20 protein-coding genes are annotated in these 16,389 nt (G+C 70.0%); 15 read left to right on the top strand and 5 right to left on the bottom strand.

What is annotated here, in order from left to right; genetic code table 11:
* Positions 1 to 55: 55 nt before the first annotated feature.
* On the top strand, positions 56 to 1,348 hold the full coding sequence (gene hemL, locus E1267_RS02770) for a glutamate-1-semialdehyde 2,1-aminomutase (protein ID WP_132329345.1): 1,293 nt from the start codon (positions 56 to 58) through the stop codon (positions 1,346 to 1,348).
* Here the strand turns inward: hemL and E1267_RS02765 are convergent.
* On the bottom strand, positions 1,345 to 2,229 hold the full coding sequence (locus E1267_RS02765; RefSeq protein ID WP_132329342.1) for an EamA family transporter: 885 nt from the start codon (positions 2,227 to 2,229) through the stop codon (positions 1,345 to 1,347). The genes hemL and E1267_RS02765 overlap by 4 nt on opposite strands.
* Before the next feature lie 187 nt (positions 2,230 to 2,416).
* On the opposite strand from E1267_RS02765, the gene E1267_RS02760 reads away from it, so the two are divergent.
* A complete protein-coding gene (locus E1267_RS02760; protein WP_132329339.1) occupies positions 2,417 to 3,337 on the top strand; it encodes a LysR family transcriptional regulator in 921 nt (306 codons plus the stop codon).
* On the opposite strand, the gene E1267_RS02755 is transcribed toward E1267_RS02760, so the two are convergent.
* On the bottom strand, positions 3,330 to 4,187 hold the full coding sequence (locus E1267_RS02755; RefSeq protein ID WP_132329336.1) for a DMT family transporter: 858 nt from the start codon (positions 4,185 to 4,187) through the stop codon (positions 3,330 to 3,332). The two genes, E1267_RS02760 and E1267_RS02755, sit on opposite strands and share 8 nt — an antisense overlap.
* Before the next feature lie 114 nt (positions 4,188 to 4,301).
* Here E1267_RS02755 and E1267_RS02750 point away from each other — a divergent pair, with 114 nt between their 5' ends.
* The 5 genes from E1267_RS02750 (at position 4,302) to ccsA (ending at position 8,915) form a co-directional block, all read left to right on the top strand.
* Entirely contained in the window at positions 4,302 to 4,940 is a 639-nt protein-coding gene (locus E1267_RS02750; protein WP_132329333.1) for a histidine phosphatase family protein, read from the top strand.
* Between the two features lie 83 nt (positions 4,941 to 5,023).
* On the top strand, positions 5,024 to 5,590 hold the full coding sequence (locus tag E1267_RS02745) for a TlpA family protein disulfide reductase (protein ID WP_246063370.1): 567 nt from the start codon (positions 5,024 to 5,026) through the stop codon (positions 5,588 to 5,590).
* Positions 5,583 to 6,305, top strand: coding sequence for a cytochrome c biogenesis CcdA family protein (locus tag E1267_RS02740; RefSeq protein WP_132329330.1), 723 nt, complete (start codon positions 5,583 to 5,585; stop codon positions 6,303 to 6,305). The genes E1267_RS02745 and E1267_RS02740 overlap by 8 nt, the downstream gene beginning before the upstream one ends.
* Entirely contained in the window at positions 6,305 to 7,864 is a 1,560-nt protein-coding gene (resB, locus tag E1267_RS02735; protein ID WP_132329327.1) for a cytochrome c biogenesis protein ResB, read from the top strand. The genes E1267_RS02740 and resB overlap by 1 nt, the downstream gene beginning before the upstream one ends.
* Positions 7,854 to 8,915: a cytochrome c biogenesis protein CcsA gene (gene ccsA, locus E1267_RS02730; RefSeq protein WP_132329325.1), complete on the top strand. Its 1,062-nt coding sequence runs from the start codon at positions 7,854 to 7,856 to the stop codon at positions 8,913 to 8,915. The genes resB and ccsA overlap by 11 nt, the downstream gene beginning before the upstream one ends.
* Here the strand turns inward: ccsA and E1267_RS02725 are convergent.
* A complete protein-coding gene (locus E1267_RS02725; protein ID WP_132329322.1) occupies positions 8,912 to 9,205 on the bottom strand; it encodes a PLDc N-terminal domain-containing protein in 294 nt (97 codons plus the stop codon). The two genes, ccsA and E1267_RS02725, sit on opposite strands and share 4 nt — an antisense overlap.
* Before the next feature lie 134 nt (positions 9,206 to 9,339).
* Between E1267_RS02725 and E1267_RS46135 the strand changes: the two genes are divergently transcribed.
* Positions 9,340 to 10,497 (top strand): hypothetical protein, encoded by a 1,158-nt coding sequence (locus E1267_RS46135; protein WP_246063368.1) that lies wholly within the window; start codon positions 9,340 to 9,342, stop codon positions 10,495 to 10,497.
* A 10-nt stretch (positions 10,498 to 10,507) separates the two neighbouring features.
* The gene (locus E1267_RS02715) at positions 10,508 to 10,750 is read left to right on the top strand and encodes a hypothetical protein (RefSeq protein ID WP_132329319.1); all 243 of its coding nucleotides are present in this window, start codon (positions 10,508 to 10,510) and stop codon (positions 10,748 to 10,750) included.
* Positions 10,751 to 10,899: 149 nt separating this feature from the next.
* Here E1267_RS02715 and E1267_RS02710 read toward each other — a convergent pair whose 3' ends face one another.
* Positions 10,900 to 11,121 carry a BldC family transcriptional regulator gene (locus E1267_RS02710; protein ID WP_026214226.1) on the bottom strand — a complete coding sequence of 74 codons (222 nt, stop codon included), beginning with the start codon at positions 11,119 to 11,121 and terminating at the stop codon, positions 10,900 to 10,902.
* A gap of 256 nt (positions 11,122 to 11,377) precedes the next feature.
* Between E1267_RS02710 and E1267_RS02705 the strand changes: the two genes are divergently transcribed.
* Positions 11,378 to 11,596, top strand: coding sequence for a DUF4229 domain-containing protein (locus E1267_RS02705; protein WP_132329315.1), 219 nt, complete (start codon positions 11,378 to 11,380; stop codon positions 11,594 to 11,596).
* Here E1267_RS02705 and E1267_RS02700 read toward each other — a convergent pair.
* Entirely contained in the window at positions 11,593 to 12,798 is a 1,206-nt protein-coding gene (locus E1267_RS02700) for a hypothetical protein (RefSeq protein ID WP_181957733.1), read from the bottom strand. The genes E1267_RS02705 and E1267_RS02700 overlap by 4 nt on opposite strands.
* A 77-nt stretch (positions 12,799 to 12,875) precedes the next feature.
* On the opposite strand from E1267_RS02700, the gene E1267_RS02695 reads away from it, so the two are divergent.
* The 5 genes from E1267_RS02695 (at position 12,876) to E1267_RS02680 (ending at position 16,388) form a co-directional block, all read left to right on the top strand.
* Positions 12,876 to 13,592 (top strand): demethylmenaquinone methyltransferase, encoded by a 717-nt coding sequence (locus E1267_RS02695; protein ID WP_132329312.1) that lies wholly within the window; start codon positions 12,876 to 12,878, stop codon positions 13,590 to 13,592.
* Between the two features lie 345 nt (positions 13,593 to 13,937).
* Positions 13,938 to 14,099, top strand: coding sequence for a Scr1 family TA system antitoxin-like transcriptional regulator (locus tag E1267_RS47790; protein WP_220449315.1), 162 nt, complete (start codon positions 13,938 to 13,940; stop codon positions 14,097 to 14,099).
* A 114-nt stretch (positions 14,100 to 14,213) separates the two neighbouring features.
* Entirely contained in the window at positions 14,214 to 14,417 is a 204-nt protein-coding gene (locus E1267_RS02690) for a DUF397 domain-containing protein (RefSeq protein WP_132329309.1), read from the top strand.
* 242 nt (positions 14,418 to 14,659) lie between these two features.
* Positions 14,660 to 15,928, top strand: a complete 1,269-nt coding sequence (locus E1267_RS02685) for a geranylgeranyl reductase family protein (RefSeq protein WP_132329438.1) — start codon at positions 14,660 to 14,662, stop codon at positions 15,926 to 15,928.
* 64 nt (positions 15,929 to 15,992) lie between these two features.
* The gene (locus E1267_RS02680; RefSeq protein WP_132329306.1) at positions 15,993 to 16,388 is read left to right on the top strand and encodes an NADH-quinone oxidoreductase subunit A; all 396 of its coding nucleotides are present in this window, start codon (positions 15,993 to 15,995) and stop codon (positions 16,386 to 16,388) included.
* The last annotated feature ends 1 nt before the right edge of the window (position 16,389 follow it).

The raw sequence follows: 16,389 nt of genomic DNA, 5'->3' as shown, positions 1-16,389 counted from the left end.
GTGGCGGGCTCGTCCCGCGGCGAGGGGCGCGGAGGCCCGCGGATAACCTGGGTCGGTGAGCCGTACACAGAACTCCGAGGACCTGTTCGCCCGCGCCCGCCGGCTCGTGCCAGGGGGCGTCAACTCTCCGGTGCGCGCGTTCGGCGCGGTCGGCGGCACGCCCCGCTTCATGGCCTCGGCGCAGGGCCCCTACATCACCGACGTCGACGGCAACCGCTACGTCGACCTGGTCTGTTCGTGGGGCCCGATGATCCTCGGCCACCGCCATCCCGCCGTCGTGGAGGCCGTGTCCGAGGCGGCCTCCCGCGGTTTCTCCTACGGCACCGCCACGCCCGGCGAGGTCGAACTGGCCGAGGAGATCGTCGGCAGGGTCGCGCCCGTCGAGAAGGTGCGCCTGGTCAGCTCCGGCACCGAGGCGACGATGAGCGCCGTACGCCTGGCGCGCGGTTTCACCGGGCGGCCCAAGGTGATCAAGTTCGCCGGCTGCTACCACGGGCACGTCGACGCGCTGCTGGCCGCGGCGGGGTCGGGGGTGGCGACGTTCGGGCTGCCGGACACGCCGGGCGTCACGGGGGCCGCGGCGGCCGACACGATCGTGTTGCCGTACAACTCGGTCGAGGCCGTCGAGCAGGCGTTCGCCGCCGGCGACGTCGCGTGCGTGATCACCGAGGCGTGCCCGGCGAACATGGGGGTGGTCCCGCCGCGCGACGGCTTCAACGCGAGGCTGCGCGAGTTGTGCACGGCCCACGGCGCGCTGCTCGTCGTCGACGAGGTGCTGACGGGCTTCAGGGTGTCGCGCTCCGGCTGGTACGGCCTTGATCCGGTCGACGCCGACCTGATGACGTTCGGCAAGGTCATGGGCGGCGGGCTGCCGGCGGCGGCGTTCGGCGGCCGGGCCGACGTCATGGGCCATCTGGCGCCCGAGGGTCCCGTCTACCAGGCGGGCACGTTGTCGGGCAATCCGCTGGCCTGCGCGGCCGGGCTGGCCACGCTCAGGGCGCTGGACGACGACGTCTACGCGCGCGTGGACGCGGCGGCGTCCCAGGTGGGCGACGCGGCCTCCGAGGCGCTCGCGGCGGCGGGGGTGCCGCACCGGTTGCAGCGGGCGGGCAACCTGTTCTCCATCTTCTTCACGGAGACGGAGGTGACGAGCTTCGCCGGGGCCAATACGCAGGACACCGCCGCCTTCACGGCGTTCTTCCACGCGATGCTGGAGCAGGGCGTCCATCTGCCGCCGTCGGCGTACGAAGCGTGGTTCCTGTCGGCCTCGCACGACGACGAGGCGCTCGGCCGGGTCGCCGACGCGCTGCCCGCGGCGGCGAAGGCGGCCGCGGCCGCCGTTTCCTAGGCGGGCCGCCGCGAGAGGGCCTGAGGGACGTCCCGGAGGCGGCGGCGGGGCCTGCTGCCGGCGTAGAGCACGCCGGCGAGGATGAGCGCCGCCGCCAGCAGCGTGGGCCACGACAGCGGCTCGCCGGTCACCAGCGCCGCCGACGACAGGCCGAACACCGGCACGAGCAGCGCGTACGGCCCCACGGTCGAGGCGTCGTAGCGGCGCAGCAGCCATCCCCAGGCGCCGAAGCCGCCCAGTGTCGACAGGAACGCCACGTACGCGAGGGACAACCACCCTTCGAGCGGCACGTCCAGCGACGGGACCCCTTCCAGCACCAGGGACATGAGCAGGAGCGGTGGCGCCGACAGGGCGCTGACCCAGACCATGAAACGCAGGGAGTCGGGTGGCGCGGCCCGGCGCTGGACGATGATGCCGACGCTCCAGGCGGCCGCGGCGGCCACGCACAGCGCGAACGCGCCTATCGGGCCCGACACGCCGAAGTCGACGGCGACCAGGGCGAGCCCGCAGAAGGCGACGGCCAGCCCCGCGACGCGGCGCGCGGTGAGCCGCTCACCGAGCAGTGTGGCGGCGAACAGCACGGTGAACAGCGCCTGCGTCTGCAGGACGAGAGAGCTCAGCCCGGCCGGCATGCCTGCCCGCATGCCGACGAGCAGCAGGCCGAACTGGCCCACGCCGATGGCCGCCGCCACCCCGGCGACCCAGCGCCATGCGACTCCCGGCCGCCCCACGAACAGCAGGGCGGGGAACGCCGCCAGGGCGAACCTGAGGGCGGCGTACTGCAGGGGTGCGAAGTGCCGCAGGCCGGTCTGCATGACGACAAAGTTGAAGCCCCAGACGGCGGCTATGCCGACGGCGAGGGCGAGGTGGCGGGGGCTCACTCAGCGCGTGGGCTTCTGGTAACGGATGCGCTGCTCGCGGGCCTGCTCGGCGAGCACCTTGAGGTACGACACGCTGTGGGGACGCTCTTGCTTCTTCCGCTTGATGATTCGCATGCATCTATTTTTGTCTGCTACACATTCAACCACAAGCGAGACTTTCTACGCTAAACCATTTAGACTGACTTACATGTTGGACTTGAACCGGCTCAAGGCACTTCACGCTGTGCACGTCTACGGGTCGGTCGGAGCGGCCGCCGACGCGCTGATGGTCACCCCCTCGGCGGTCTCCCAGCAGATCGCCAAACTGGAGCGCGAGACCGGCGCCACGCTCATGGAGCGCAACGGGCGCGGTGTGCGGCTGACCGACGCGGCGGGTCTGCTCGCCGAGCACGCCGAGCGCATCCTCGCCCTGGTCGAGACCGCGGAGGCCGACTTCGAGGCGCTGCGCGGCGAGGTCGTCGGCCGGCTGAACGCCGCGGCCTTCCCCACCGCCTCGCGCGGCCTCATGCCCGCCGCCCTGGCGGCGCTCAGGAAACGCCACCCCGAGCTGTGGGTGCAACTGCACGAGCGCGAACCTGAGCGGGTCGTGCGCGACGTGGCGAGGGGCGAGCTCGACCTGGGCGTGATCCAGGACTGGCTCAACAGGCCCATGGCCATCCCCGACGGCCTGTCCAGGGCCACGCTGCTCGACGACGTCGCCGACGTCGTGATCCCCGCCGACCATCCGCTGGCGGGCAGCAAGGAGCTGGAGCTGGCCGAGTTGCGCGGCGAGCGGTGGATCAGCGGCTCGCCCGGCACGGTCTGCCACGACTGGCTGGTGTTCACGCTGCGCAGCGCCTCGGTCGAGCCGGTGATCGCCTGCATGGCCGAGGAATATCCGACCCAGCTCGCGCTCGTGGCCGCCGGGCTGGGCTGCGCGATCGTGCCGCGGCTCGGACGTGACTGCGTGCCCGGCGGCGTGCGCCTCGTCCCCCTCCGGCCGCGCCAGTCGCGCCGCATCTACGCGATCTGGCGCTCCGACGCCGCCCGCCGCCCCGCCATCAAGGCCATGGTCGACGCGCTCGCCGAGGCGAGCAGGACACAGGAGAACGCCTGGGCCGTCAGCTGAGCGTGACGGCCACGACGCCGCCGACGATCACGCCGGCCGCCAGCAGCCGGCGTCGCATGTCGCCCTCGGCCAGCAGTCGCCCACCGAGCACGACGCCGATCAGCACGCTGATCTCGCGGGCCGGCGCCACCACGCTCACCGGCGCCATCGTGAAGGCGAACAACACCAGGGCGTACGAGACGAAGATCAGCACCGCCGTCCCCACGATCCGGGACCGGTGCTCCCGCCACACGGGCAGCACCAGCTTCCGCCGCGTGCCCAGCACGACGGGCGCGAGCACGAGGGCGCGCAGGGCCTCGCCGAGATAGTTGAGCATCAGCGGCGCCACCGCGAACGCGCTCACCACCTGCGAGTCCCACACCGTGTAACCCGCGATGAACACCCCCGTGAGCAGTCCCGGCGCCACCTCCTTGAGCCCGACCTTCGCCGAGCCGCCGCTGAGCATGAACACGCCCACCCCGACCAGCACGATCCCCGCCACGCCGGCGGGCGACGGACGCTCCCCGAGGAACAACACGGCCGCCAGGCTGGCCAGCATCGGTCCCGTGCCGCGCGCGACCGGGTAGACGACCGACAGGTCGGCGGTGCCGTACCCCCGCTGGAGCAGTACGAAGTAGCCCAGGTGCAGGGCCATGCTGCCGCTGATCACGGCGAGGTTCTGCCAGGTCGGGAAGGTGCCCGTGACGATGAGGAAGCCCGCGAACAGCGGGGCCCACACGACCGCCGCCGCGACGGCGACGAGCCAGACGAAGACGAGGCCGTCGGCCTCGGAGGCCTTCTTGCTCAGCACGTTCCACGAGGCGTGGGCGACGGCGGCGACCAGAATGAGGACAAGTGCCCATGGACTCAAGCCGGCGCCTCCTCTCGGAGGGGCGACTTTACCGTCGCGTGAACGACGGGCGAACACGGGCCCACGGACTCGGGGCGTGGTTCGGCGCGATCGAGCGGATAGGCTGTGCCCACCATGGCTGAAATGACCGTCGTCCACCTTCTGCGCCACGGTGAGGTGCACAACCCCAGAGGCATTCTCTACGGCAGGCTGCCCGGCTACCACCTGTCCGAGACCGGCCGGCTCATGGCCGAGACGGTCGCCAAGGCGGTCGGCGGTCGTGACATCGTCGCCGTCTACAGCTCGCCGCTCGAGCGGGCGATGGAGACCGCGGCGCCCCTCGCCGACAGGCTCGGTCTCGAGATCACGCAGGACGTCCGGCTGATCGAGGCCGGCAACCTGCTGGAGGGCCGCACGGCGGGTCCCGGCCTGGCGTTGCTGCGCAATCCCCGCAACTACCGCTATTTCTGGAATCCGCTCCGCCCGTCCTGGGGCGAGTCCTATCCGGCCATCGTCCGGCGCATGCGCTCGGTGATCGACGACGCCAGGGCGGCGGCGCGCGGGCACGAGACGGTGCTCGTCAGCCACCAGCTCCCCATCTGGGCGATCAGGATGGCCGCCGAGCGGCGCAGGCTCTGGCACGATCCCCGGCGCAGGCAGTGCGCGCTGGCGAGCCTCACCACGTTCACGTTCGACGGGGGCCGGCTGGTCAGCGTGGGCTACAGCGAGCCCGCCGGTTCGCTCGATCCCGGCCCCTCCGTTCCCGGGGCCTGAGGCGCTCCCCGGTGTCCGGGCCGGGCCACGCCGCCGGTAGAGTTGCAAGCTCTACCGGTTGTAGTACAAGGAGATCATCCTCCGTGCGCACCAAGTCCATCTCTCTCGTTCTCCTGGCTGCGATGGTCGCCGGCTGCGCGGGCAACCAGAGCGGCCAGCCGCAGGCGGGTGACACCCGTTTCGTCGCGGGCGACGGGAAGATGCAGGTGTTCGAGGCGGGCGAACGCAAGCCGGCGCCCGCGATCGAGGGCCCCACGCTCGACGGGGGCACCGCGTCGCTCGCCGCGCACAAGGGCAAGGTCGTGGTGCTCAACTTCTGGGCCTCGTGGTGCGGCCCGTGCCGGGCGGAGGCGCCCGTGCTCAAGGAGGTCGCCGCCAAGACCAAGAACAGCGGCGTCGAGTTCCTCGGCGTCGACTTCAAGGACCGCCAGGCCGACGCGCTGGCGTTCGAGCGCACCGAGAAGACCGGCTATCCCCACCTCTTCGACCAGCCGGGAAAGGTCGCGCTGGCCTTCCAGGGCACGGTCCCGCCGGCCGCCATCCCGTCCACGCTGATCATCGACGAGCAGGGCAGGATCGCGGCCAGGGCGCTGGGCGCGGTGAAATACACCGACCTGCTCGACGCGGTCACCAAGGTGCGCGATGAGTGACGTCGTAGCCTCGGGCTCGCTGCTGCTCGCGGTGCCGATCGCGGTGCTCGCCGGGGTGGTGTCCTTCCTGTCGCCGTGCGTGCTGCCGCTGGTGCCCGGCTACCTGTCGTACGTGACCGGCATGAGCGCCGACCCCAGGCGGTGGCGTCTGGTGTTCGGCACGGTCCTGTTCGTGACCGGCTTCGGGCTGGTCTTCGTGCTCAGCGGGGCGCTGTTCGGCGGGCTCCGAGAGGTCATGTTCGGCAACGCCGAGATCATCACGCGGGTGCTCGGCGTGCTCACCATCCTGCTAGGGCTGGCGTTCCTCGGCGTCGTGCCCGCCCTGATGCGCGACGTGCGCATCCACCGGCTGCCGTCCGCGGGGCTGGCGGGAGCGCCGCTGCTCGGTGTGGTGTTCGGGCTCGGGTGGACCCCGTGCATCGGGCCCACGCTGGCCGTCGTGCTGGCCCTCGGACTCAACGAGGGCAGCGCGGGGCGCGGGGCTCTGCTCGCGTTCGCGTACGCGCTCGGGCTCGGGCTGCCGTTCGTGGGGGCGGCGCTCGCCTACAGCAAGGCGCTGCGTACGTTCCGGGCCGTCCGCAGGCACTCGCGCCTGATCACCAGGTTCGGCGGCGGCATGATGGTGGCCGTCGGCGTGCTGCTCGTGACCGGGCTGTGGGGAGAGCTGATCGCCGCCATACAGGGCCTGATCGGCGCCTTCGAGCCGGTGATCTGATGAGCGTCCAGGAGCTGGAGAAGCCGCGTTCGCCCAGGCCCGCAGGGCTCGGCCCGGTCGGCTGGCTGCGCTGGGGGTGGCGCACCCTCACCTCGATGCGGACGGCGTTGATCCTGCTGTTCCTGCTGGCGCTCGGCAGCGTGCCCGGCTCGGTGGTGCCGCAGCGCGGCGTCGAGCCCGACAAGGTGGCCGCCCTCTACGAGCAGAACCCGACCCTGGCCGAGTGGTACGACAGGTTCCAGCTCTTCGAGGTGTTCGGCTCGGCCTGGTTCGCCGCCGTCTATCTGCTGCTGTTCGCCTCGCTGGTCGGCTGCATCGTCCCGCGCACCGCGACCTACCTGCGCGAGCTGCGACGCAAGCCGCCCGCCGCGCCGAAGCGGCCCGCCAGGCTGCCCCACTCGGCCACGTTCGACGGCGAGCTCACGGTCGAGCAGGCCGCACGGCGGCTGCGCAGGATGCGCTTCCGCGTCGCCACCGGCGACGGCTGGGTGTCGGCGGAGAAAGGTTACCTGCGCGAGACGGGCAACCTGTTCTTCCACGTCGCCCTGCTGGGCATCCTGGTCGCGATCGGCGCCGGCTCGCTCTTCGGCTACCGGGGCAACGTCCTCGTCGTCGAGGGCGACGGGTTCGCCAACACCGTGGCCGCCTACGACCGGTTCACGCCCGGCAGCCAGGTGTCGGCGGAGTCGCTGGAGCCGTTCTCGTTCCAACTGGCCGACCTCAAGGTCTCCTACCAGGTGACGGGCGACAGGAAGGGCCAGGTGCTCGACTACTCGGCCCACCTGAAGGTCAACGACTCGCCCGAGGCGCCGGCCCGCGACTACCAACTCAAGGTCAACGAACCTCTCGACGTGGACGGCACCCAGAGTTACCTGATCGGCAACGGCTACGCCCCCGTCTTCAGGGTGACCGACGGCAAAGGCCAGGTGGCCTTCGAAGGGCCCGTGCCGTGCCTGATCGAGGACAAGAACACGATGACGTCCGGATGCGTGGTCAAAGCGCCCGACGCGCAGCCGGAGCAGCTGGGCTTCCTGCTGCGGTTCCTGCCCACCAGCGTGCCGCTGACCGACGGCAGCCACGCCTCCGCCTTTCCCGGCGAGCTCAACCCCGAGGTGCAGGTGCTCGGGGCGTTCTCCGGCGATCTGGGCGTGCGCTCAGGCCGGCCGCAGTCGGTCTACGAGCTGGCGCCGCCCGAGGTGATGAAGAAGCTCAACCCGCTGCTCATGGCCTCCGACACGCCGAAGCCGCTGGCCGTGGGCCAGTCGGTCGACCTGCCGGGCGGGGTGGGCAAGATCGAGTTCATCGGGGTCAAGGAGTGGATCACGCTCCAGACGGCCTACGACCCGGGCCGCGTGCCCGCGCTGGCGGCCGGCGGCACCGCCGTCGTCGCCATCGCGCTGTCGCTGATGATCAGGCGGCGCAGGGTGTTCGTACGGATCGACGCCGGCAAGGTCGAAGTGGGCGGCCTGACCCGCACCGAAGGCTCCGCGGCGGCTTTCGCCGAGGAGTTCACCGACATCGTCAAGGTTCTAGCAGCAGGAGAAAAGGATGTCCGCTGAGCAACTCGCAGAGCTGAGCGACCTTTTCGTCGTCGCCGCCGTCCTGCTCTATCTCGTCGCCATGATCGGATTCGCGATCGAGCTCGCCTTCGGCCGGGCCCGTCCCGGCGTGGCCGAGCGGTCCGCCGACGGCCCGCTCGGCGCGAAGAAGCCGGTCACGGTCGGCGCGGCGGCCGGAGACGGGGAGCAGGGCCGTGACGCGGCCACAGGGCTCCCGGCAGACCACGTGGACGCGGGCGGCGCCGCGGCGTCCGAGGACGACGACGGCGCCGTGGCCGCCGGTGGCGTCGCGGCCTCCCAGGGTGACGGCGGCGCGCCGCCGTCCAGGGCCGTGGCCAGGGCGGGAACGGCCGCCCTCGCGCTCGCCTGGCTCGGCTGGGCCGCCAACCTCGGCGCCATCGCCACGCGCGGCCTGGCCGCAGACCGGTGGCCCTGGGGCAACATGTACGAGTTCGTGGTGGCGATCTGCTTCGCCGCCGTGACCGCGTTCCTGGTCACCCAGTTGCGCGCGAACGTACGTTTCCTGGGTTCCTTCGTCATGGTCACCGTGGCGCTCGGCCTTGGCCTCGCGGTCAAGGCGTTCTACACCACCGCGGGGCCGGTCGTGCCGGCGCTCGACTCGTACTGGATCGCCATCCACGTCTCCGCCGCGATCGTCGCCAGCGGCCTGTTCATCATCGCGGGCGTGTCAGGTGTGCTCTACCTGCTGCGCGGCGACGGGCTCTCGCGTCTGCCGGCCCGCGCCGACCTGGAGCGGGTGGCGCACCGGGCGATCGTGCTCGCGTTTCCTGTGTGGACGTTCGCCGTCATCGCGGGCGCCCTCTGGGCGGACCGGGCGTGGGGCCGCTACTGGGGCTGGGACCCCAAGGAGGTGTGGGCGTTCATCACGTGGGTCGCCTACGCCGCCTACCTGCATGCCAGGGTGACGGCCGGTTGGCGGGGGAGGTCGGCGACGATCGTGCAGTTGGTGGCTTTCGGTTGCCTCCTGTTCAACCTGATCGGGGTCAACATCTTCTTCGACGGCCTGCACAGCTACGCCGACGTGGATTAACTGACGTCATCGCCGCGCATGCGGCGGTCGAGGTCGCGGAGGAAGTCGGGGTCGTCGTCCGGTCCCTTCGGCGTGCCGGGGCCCGGGGGGACGGGCCATGCCGCGCGCGGGGCCCGCGGACGGCCCCGGACCATCCACACCACCCCGCCGAGCAGCGGGATCAGCACGACAATCAGGATCCAGAGCGCTTTTGGTACGTTCCTAACTTCGTCTTCCGGCGTGGTGACCACGTCGAAGAGGGAGAAGAGCCAGAAGGCGAGCAGCCCCAGGCCGATTAGAACACCTGCCATGCCCGAACTGTAAGCCATCCTCAGCGTGATCGTGCCGCTTGATGTCCCATTTCGGGTGACTAGGGGAAGATCGACGTCGTACGGTGGAACTCGATGTGCCGGTCTGCATGGACTTCATGGCGTTGAGAGGTGCGATGGCCTTTTCTCAGGACAAGGGCCGGCATCGACGCGGTCGTTGGTGGCGGCGCGGCTCCTATCTCTTCTCCCGGCGCGGCGAGGCGCCTCCCGACTCCGAGCGCTCGTTCTGGCGCAACGCCCGTGAGAGGCGCAGGGAGGCCCGTGCGGCGGCCAAAGCACGTGAGGTCACGGACCGCCGCCGCCCGGCGGGCAGCGGCAAGCTCGGCGGGCGCCAGGAGCGCCCGTCCTGGCCTGGTGCCGAGCAGCCGGAACGCCGGACGTGGCCGGGGGCCGACCAACCGGACACCAGGCCATGGCCGGGGTCCGAGCGGCCGGAGCGCAGGTCCTGGCCGGGCGCGGAGCGGCCGGAGCGCACGACCTGGCCGACTGGTGAGGCAGGGACGCCGCCGGGCCGCCGGGAGCGCCAGGTGACGTGGGACGCCTTCGCGGTGCGCGAGCGCCGCGCACGCCTGCCCGCCGCCGTGGCCGAGCGTCCCGTCTACACCTGGTACGACTTCGAGCTCAACGACGGGCCGCCCAGAGCGCAGCCGAACCGGCCCGACCAGCCCTCGATGGGCGACGGTTTACGCCACTGCGGCAGCCTGGAGCGGATCCTGCACCGTCAGTGGGACGTCAGGAGGGGGCCGCCGTCCCCCGAGGTCGTGCACGCGGTGGAGAGCCTGGCCCGGCTGCCCGACGGGCTGAAGGACAAGCTCGCGGCCGGGCTCGAAGGCGTCTACGTCGGCGGGGGAGGCGTGCCCGACCTCGACGACATGGGTTACTTGCGCGGCGCCCCCCTGCCGTCAGGCCGCGCGACCTGGGACATCTGCGCCGGGGCGTACGGAGACCGCAAGATCGTGGTGGGCGACCGCCCCTCGCCCACTCCTGACGTGATGATGCACGAGGTCGGCCACGCGATCGACGACGTCGACTCGGCGCACGGCGAGTGGGTCTCGGACTCGCCCGAGTTCGTGGAGCTCTACGAGACGGCCATGCCGGTGCTGGCCTCGATGTTCCACCGCCAGGGAGGCGGGCTGGGACGCAAGGAGTTCTTCGCCGACGCCTTCGCCGCGATCGCCTCCCGCCAGCGTCCTGCCCTGGTGGACATGCTGGGGGGCGACACGCGGATGGCGCTCGACGTCATGTTGTTCTTCAACCGGCGCTACGGAATATAGGTGGTCCACCATGTACGTCATCCGGCTCGCGGACGGGACGCTACGCGTACCGCAGAGCCTGACCAGCGAGGACGGTCGGCTGATCGGAAACGCGTACGTGGAGCTCCAACCCGGTGACCCCGATTATGAGACGTTCCTGCCCGAGGCGCTGACGGAGGAGGAGGCGGCCGAGCGCCGCCGGCGCTGGGAAGAGGAGAACGACGACCTGGAGCGGGAGTTCCTGGCCTTCAAGGCGGAGCAGGAAGGCGCCTGAGGGGGGGGAACGGACGGACAGGCGCCAGCCACGGTCGGCGGATGGCGCCGCCCCGTGCTCACCGTACGGAAGTGTGGCCGGGAAGCACGCAACAGTGTGATCCCGCCCGCGGTGATCCTGGCGGACAGGATCACCGACTGGACGGAATGTCAGACGCGCGGGGACTCACCTGCAGGCCTGTCGGCCGTGAGAACGTCCTCGCCTCGGAGAAGGGCGTGGACTTCCGACTCGCGGAAGCGCCGGTGCCCTCCGGGGGTGCGGATACTGCTGATGCGGCCTGCCGCAGCCCAGCGCGTAACCGTCTTTGGGTCTACCCGGAAGAGGGCGGCAACCTCTCCTGGGGTCAGCAGACGCTCGCTGCTACTCTCCACCAATCTCTCCCCCTCGCATCCCGCTTCCTGCCAGCGGGCGGACAGGTAACCAGTGTGTCGAGCGAAGCCTGATTTATCCGTGGTTTTCTACAAAGATCACGGGTTGTTATCAGCTGACTGCCCGATTGTTATATGATAGAGCCTCTTTGGGGCTCTCGTGGGTGTTTCTTTACGAAACTCCCTGACTGGGACAGTAGCAGCGCTCGCGTCTGATGCGAAGAGCGACCGCGCCACAGGTCCGAGTAACCTCGAACCCGTGCGTCCCGTTCTCGTTTACACCGCGTCGCGGATCGGCCTGTTTCTGGTGACCCTGGGTGTGCTGTGGCTGCTCGGGCTGAGTAACCCGCTGGTGCTGATCATCTGCTCATTCTTGATCAGCGGCATAGCGAGCTACGTCCTGCTGTCCAGGCAGCGTGACGCCATGAGCGCACGCATCAGCGACAGGGTCGACCGGCCGAAGCCGCAGGACGACTAGGGCAGGGGGAACATGCCAATCCGGGCATGGTACTCCCGTCCGAGTCTCGTCGTGTCGCTACCGACAAGTAGTCCGGTGGGGTGCGCGTAAAACGCCTTCACGCCGATCCCGCGCTCGCGCGTGGGATTCCAACTGAGCGCCTTTCCTGTGCGCGGATGAATGGCGCCGATGCCTGGCCGTGACACCGCTCCTGGACCGGCGGAGTCGTGGCCCCGCGGATTGTCGAGCCAGCGCTGGTGGCCGCCCACATAGACCGCCGCCCCCGTCACCGAGACGGCGTAGAGCGAATCGCCTCCTGTGCTGTTCACCCAGGTCGGCTTGATGCGCGAGCCCTTGGCGTAGGTCTCGAATCTCGCGGTCGTGTCGCACATGCCGGCCCGCGGGCCGCCCGTGGTGACCACCGCGAAATAGCGGCCGTCGGGCGCGAAGTCGAGACCGCGCACGTACGACGGGAACGCGGCCATGCACCTGCGCGCGTACACGTCGGTCCGCCACGGCGCCACCTTCGCCGCGCGCCCGCTGACGTCGATCAGCCCGAGCTGAGGCCTGGATGCGCCGTCGAGCGTGGTGAACGTGCCGTCGACGGCGAGCCTGTCGCGGGAGAGGGCCAGCGCGTAGACCTTCACCCGCCTGGTCAGCGGCTTGCCCGGCGTGACGGCGAAGCCGGGGTCGGTCGCGCCGGTGACCGCGTCGAGCCTGGCCAGCGCGGTGCGCGGGCTGACGAAGTCGCCGCCGACGTACAGCTGGGAGCCCTGGCGGGCCAGCGTGGTCACCGTGCCGCCGCCGATGCGCGGCGCGAAGCCCGGCACCAGCGCGCCGTCGGAGAGACGGAGCCGCGCCAGGGCCCTGGCCGGCTCGTTGTTGACGCCGTGGAACTGGCCGCCGACGTAGACGGTGCCGCGCTCGCCCGCGGCCAGGCCGTGGACCGCGCCCGGGACGACGGGCGCGAAGTCCTCAAGGACGCGGCCGGTGGCCAGGTCGTAGGCGAACAGGTTGGCGCGCGGATAGGTGGTGGTGCGGGCGGCGTCGGCGACCTCGCTGAAGGCGCCGCCGACCACGACGGTACGGCCCACGACGGCGATGGCGTTGACGATGCCGTCGAGCACGTGAGGGGTGCTGTCGATCGGGTCGGCCAGCACGACGCGGGGATGCGCGGTGGGGGCCGAGGCGATGATCGCCGCAAGGGCGAGACGGGCAAGCATTTGCCAATTCCTAGCAGACGTTGCGTAATGGAGTGGATACTTTCCGTTGGTTGTCCCGATAGCCATATGGTGTGGGCATGACGCGCGCTCAGTTGGACAAACAGCCGGACGAGGTCGCCGCGATGTTCGATCGCACCGCCCGGCGTTACGATCTGGTCAACGACGTGATCTCCCTCGGGCAGGTCAGGCTCTGGCGCAAGGCGGTGGCGGCCACGGTCGACGCGGGGCCCGGGGAGATCGTTCTTGACCTGGGAGCCGGCACGGGCACCTCCACCGACGCGTTCACCTCGCTGGGCGCGCGGGCGATCGCCTCCGACTTCTCCCTCGGCATGCTCAGCACCGGCGTACGCCGCCATGGTGGCAACGCGCTTTCGGGGCAGGGGGTGCCGTTCGTCGCGGGTGACGCGACGCGCTTGCCGTTCGCCGACGACTCTTTCGACGCGGTGACGATCTCGGTGGCGCTGCGCAATGTGCACGACACCACGCGGGCGCTTGAGGAGATGCTGCGGGTGACGAGACCTGGCGGGCGCCTGGTGATTTTGGAGTTCTCGCACGTCACGTTCGCGCCGTTCGACGTGGTCTACCGCGAATATCTGATGAAGCTGCTGCCCAAGGTGGCCAAGGTGTTCGGGTCCAACGACGACTCCTACGAATATCTGGCGGAGTCGATCCGCGAATGGCCCGACCAGCCGACGCTGGCGCGGATGATCCAGTACGCCGGCTGGGAACGGGTGGCCTGGCGCGACCTCACGATGGGGATCGTCGCCATGCACCGGGGATTCAAGCCCGCCTGAGCTCGATGGTGATCAGCTGGGCCCAGCGGTGGCGCCGGTAGACGTCCGCCTCCTTCGCGCTCTCGCGTTACTGTCTGACATCCCAGCGGCTCCGATTGTCGGCTCCAGGTCAGGGTCGGTGCTGCGCGGCTACGGGGCGGATGGGTTCCGACCATGCGCCCATTCGCGCACCCGCAATTCCCGGATTTGCCTCTCCCTTCTTCCCCCCGCATTCCGTCGTGGCGGGCTACTCTGCGGTGTGCCGGAGGGCGTTCCCGTGCAATTCCCGCGGGGATGATGGCAGGGACTCTCCGGGACGAAGGCAGACCTTCCCGGCGAGGATGGCCCGGTAGTTGAAACGGGCATATCTCCCGCGAGGCCGTCTACTTCGAGAACCATCCCGTTTTCACACTGTCGGAAGACGAGGAGACGGTCCTTCGGTACTCTCTGGTGCTCGGCGGGCTCCTGAGCCAGGCGCTGAGCGAGGAGGAGTCGCGGGCCTTCATCGCCTCGCTCGCCGGTCCCTAAAGTGATCGTTTTGTGACCGCAATGGTTCGCTGCGCGGACTCGTTCCGGCTGCGTCCGCGCACCGTGCTCATTATTGTTGCCAGAGTGACCGTTGAGGCTGGAGGACGCCGTCCGATGAACGATCGTGTCCTGTCGGATGGCTGGCGCAAGAGCTCCTTCAGCGGAGCGGCAGGCGAGTGTGTCGAGTTCGCCAGGGGCACCGGCGGGGAGATCCTGATCCGCGACTCCAAGGACCCCTCCGGCCCGGCTCTGGCGTTCACCCCCGGCGAGTGGCGGGCCTTCGTCAGGGGGGTCCGGCACGACGAGTTCGACGTTTGACGGTAGCCGGCACGCAGGTAAAGGCCCTTCGTCAGGACGAAGGGTCTTGTCGTGTCCGTGAAGTGCCCCCCGACTGCCACTTTGTGCACGAAAAGCAGTAGACTTCGGGCCGACAAGTTTGTGAAGGGGTTCACAAAGGAACGAAGGCGCCACACCCCAAGGCCTTCGAGCGTGTAGGACAGGACAGTCCAGTGACCGTGCCAGCAGCCCGACCTCAAGCGCAGGAGCTCCTACTTCAAGAGCTGGGCCGACGAAGTGGCGCTGACGCGACCGGGGGCACAGCTGACGCTGATGTCATCGTCGTCGGTGCCGGTCCGGCCGGCTCCGCCGCCGCCTTCTACCTCGCTCAGGCCGGCCTCGACGTGCTGGTCCTTGAGAAGACCAGGTTCCCCCGGGAGAAGGTCTGCGGCGACGGACTGACGCCGCGGGCGGTCAAGCAACTGCTGAACATGGGGGTCGACATCGACGCCCCCGGCTGGGTCAGGAACAAGGGCCTGCGGGTCGTGGGCGGCGGCCTGCGGTTCGAGCTGGACTGGCCCCAGCTGGAGCGCTTCCCCGACTTCGGGCTCGTACGCACCCGGCAGGACTTCGACCAGATCGTCGCGGCGACGGCGGTGAAGACGGGCGCGCGCCTCATGGAGGGCGTCACCGTCACCGGTCCCGTGCTCGACGACCGCAGCGGCCACATCGTCGGGGTCACCACCAAGGACGGCCGTACGTTCCGCGCCCGCGTGGTCGTGGCGGCCGACGGCAACAGCACCCGCCTCGCCCTCGGGATGGGGCTGCACAAGCGTGAGGACCGCCCGATGGGTGTGGCCGTGCGCACCTACTTCGAAAGCCCCCGCCACGACGACGACTATCTGGAGACGTGGCTGGAGCTGTGGGACGGCGACACGCTGCTGCCCGGCTACGGCTGGGTGTTCGGCGTCGGCGACGGCACCGCCAACGTGGGGCTCGGCCTGCTCAACACCAGCGCGCAGTTCAAGAACATCGACTACCGCGACCTGCTCAGGCGCTGGTGCCGGTCGATGCCGGCCGACTGGGGCTTCACCGAGGAGAACATGACGGCGCCCATCCGCGGCGCCGCGCTCCCGATGGCCTTCAACAGGCAGCCGCACTACACGCGCGGCCTGGTGCTCGTGGGCGACTCCGGCGGCTCGATCAACCCGTTCAACGGCGAGGGCATCGCGTACGCCATGGAGACCGGCGAGATCGCCGCGGAGATCATCGCAAAGGCACTCAGGGGCACCACTCCCGCGCAGCGCGAGCGGACCCTGCGGACTTACCCCCGCGTGCTGAAAGACGCATACGGTGGTTACTTCACTCTCGGCAGATGGTTCGTCGAGGCGATCGGGAAGCCGGGCGTGATGCGCTTCGGCACCAGGCACGGGCTTCCTCACCCGAGGCTGATGCGCTTCGCGCTCAAACTCCTTGGTAATCTCACCGACCGGCGAGGCGATGCGTCGGACAAGATCATAAACGCACTCTCGAAGGTCGCGCCACCAGCATGAATCTCAGAACTGACAGATCCGGCTGCGCGCCCGCGCGCGCGGCGACTCCAGAGGAGGCGTAGCGATGGACCTTTACGTGCCCATCCTGGTGCTCGCCGTTCTCGCGGGGGGCTTCGCGATCTTCTCGGTCGCCATCGCTCCCTTCACCGGCCCTAAGCGCTGGAACCGCGCGAAGCTCGACGCCTACGAATGCGGCATCGAGCCGACGCCCCAGCCGGTCGGTGGCGGACGGTTCCCGCTCAAGTACATGGTCACCGCGATGCTTTTCATCGTGTTCGACATCGAGATCATCTTCCTCTATCCGTGGGCGGTCTCGTTCGCGCCTCAGCTGAACGACGCGGGCCAGACGATCTCTCCGGGGCTGGGGCTGTTCGCCCTGGTGGAGATGCTGCTGTTCATCGTCACCGTGCTCGTCGCCTACGCGTACGTGTGGCGCCGCAAGGGTCTGGACTGGGACTGAA

It is taken from the genome of Nonomuraea longispora (assembly GCF_004348345.1).
GTDB classification, from domain to species: domain Bacteria; phylum Actinomycetota; class Actinomycetes; order Streptosporangiales; family Streptosporangiaceae; genus Nonomuraea; species Nonomuraea longispora.
Note: the sequence above shows the minus strand (reverse complement) of the source record. Positions and strands in the feature narration are given on the sequence as shown.

Coding starts and splice junctions, on each gene's coding strand:
- E1267_RS02760 (WP_132329339.1), top strand. CDS start 2,417: ATGTTGGACTTGAACCGGCTCAAGGCACTTCACGCTGTGCACGTCTAC.
- E1267_RS02750 (WP_132329333.1), top strand. CDS start 4,302: ATGGCTGAAATGACCGTCGTCCACCTTCTGCGCCACGGTGAGGTGCAC.
- E1267_RS02740 (WP_132329330.1), top strand. CDS start 5,583: ATGAGTGACGTCGTAGCCTCGGGCTCGCTGCTGCTCGCGGTGCCGATC.
- resB (WP_132329327.1), top strand. CDS start 6,305: ATGAGCGTCCAGGAGCTGGAGAAGCCGCGTTCGCCCAGGCCCGCAGGG.
- ccsA (WP_132329325.1), top strand. CDS start 7,854: ATGTCCGCTGAGCAACTCGCAGAGCTGAGCGACCTTTTCGTCGTCGCC.
- E1267_RS02725 (WP_132329322.1), bottom strand. CDS start 9,205: ATGGCAGGTGTTCTAATCGGCCTGGGGCTGCTCGCCTTCTGGCTCTTC.
- E1267_RS46135 (WP_246063368.1), top strand. CDS start 9,340: ATGGCCTTTTCTCAGGACAAGGGCCGGCATCGACGCGGTCGTTGGTGG.
- E1267_RS02715 (WP_132329319.1), top strand. CDS start 10,508: ATGTACGTCATCCGGCTCGCGGACGGGACGCTACGCGTACCGCAGAGC.
- E1267_RS02700 (WP_181957733.1), bottom strand. CDS start 12,798: ATGCTTGCCCGTCTCGCCCTTGCGGCGATCATCGCCTCGGCCCCCACC.
- E1267_RS02695 (WP_132329312.1), top strand. CDS start 12,876: ATGACGCGCGCTCAGTTGGACAAACAGCCGGACGAGGTCGCCGCGATG.
- E1267_RS02690 (WP_132329309.1), top strand. CDS start 14,214: ATGAACGATCGTGTCCTGTCGGATGGCTGGCGCAAGAGCTCCTTCAGC.
- E1267_RS02680 (WP_132329306.1), top strand. CDS start 15,993: ATGGACCTTTACGTGCCCATCCTGGTGCTCGCCGTTCTCGCGGGGGGC.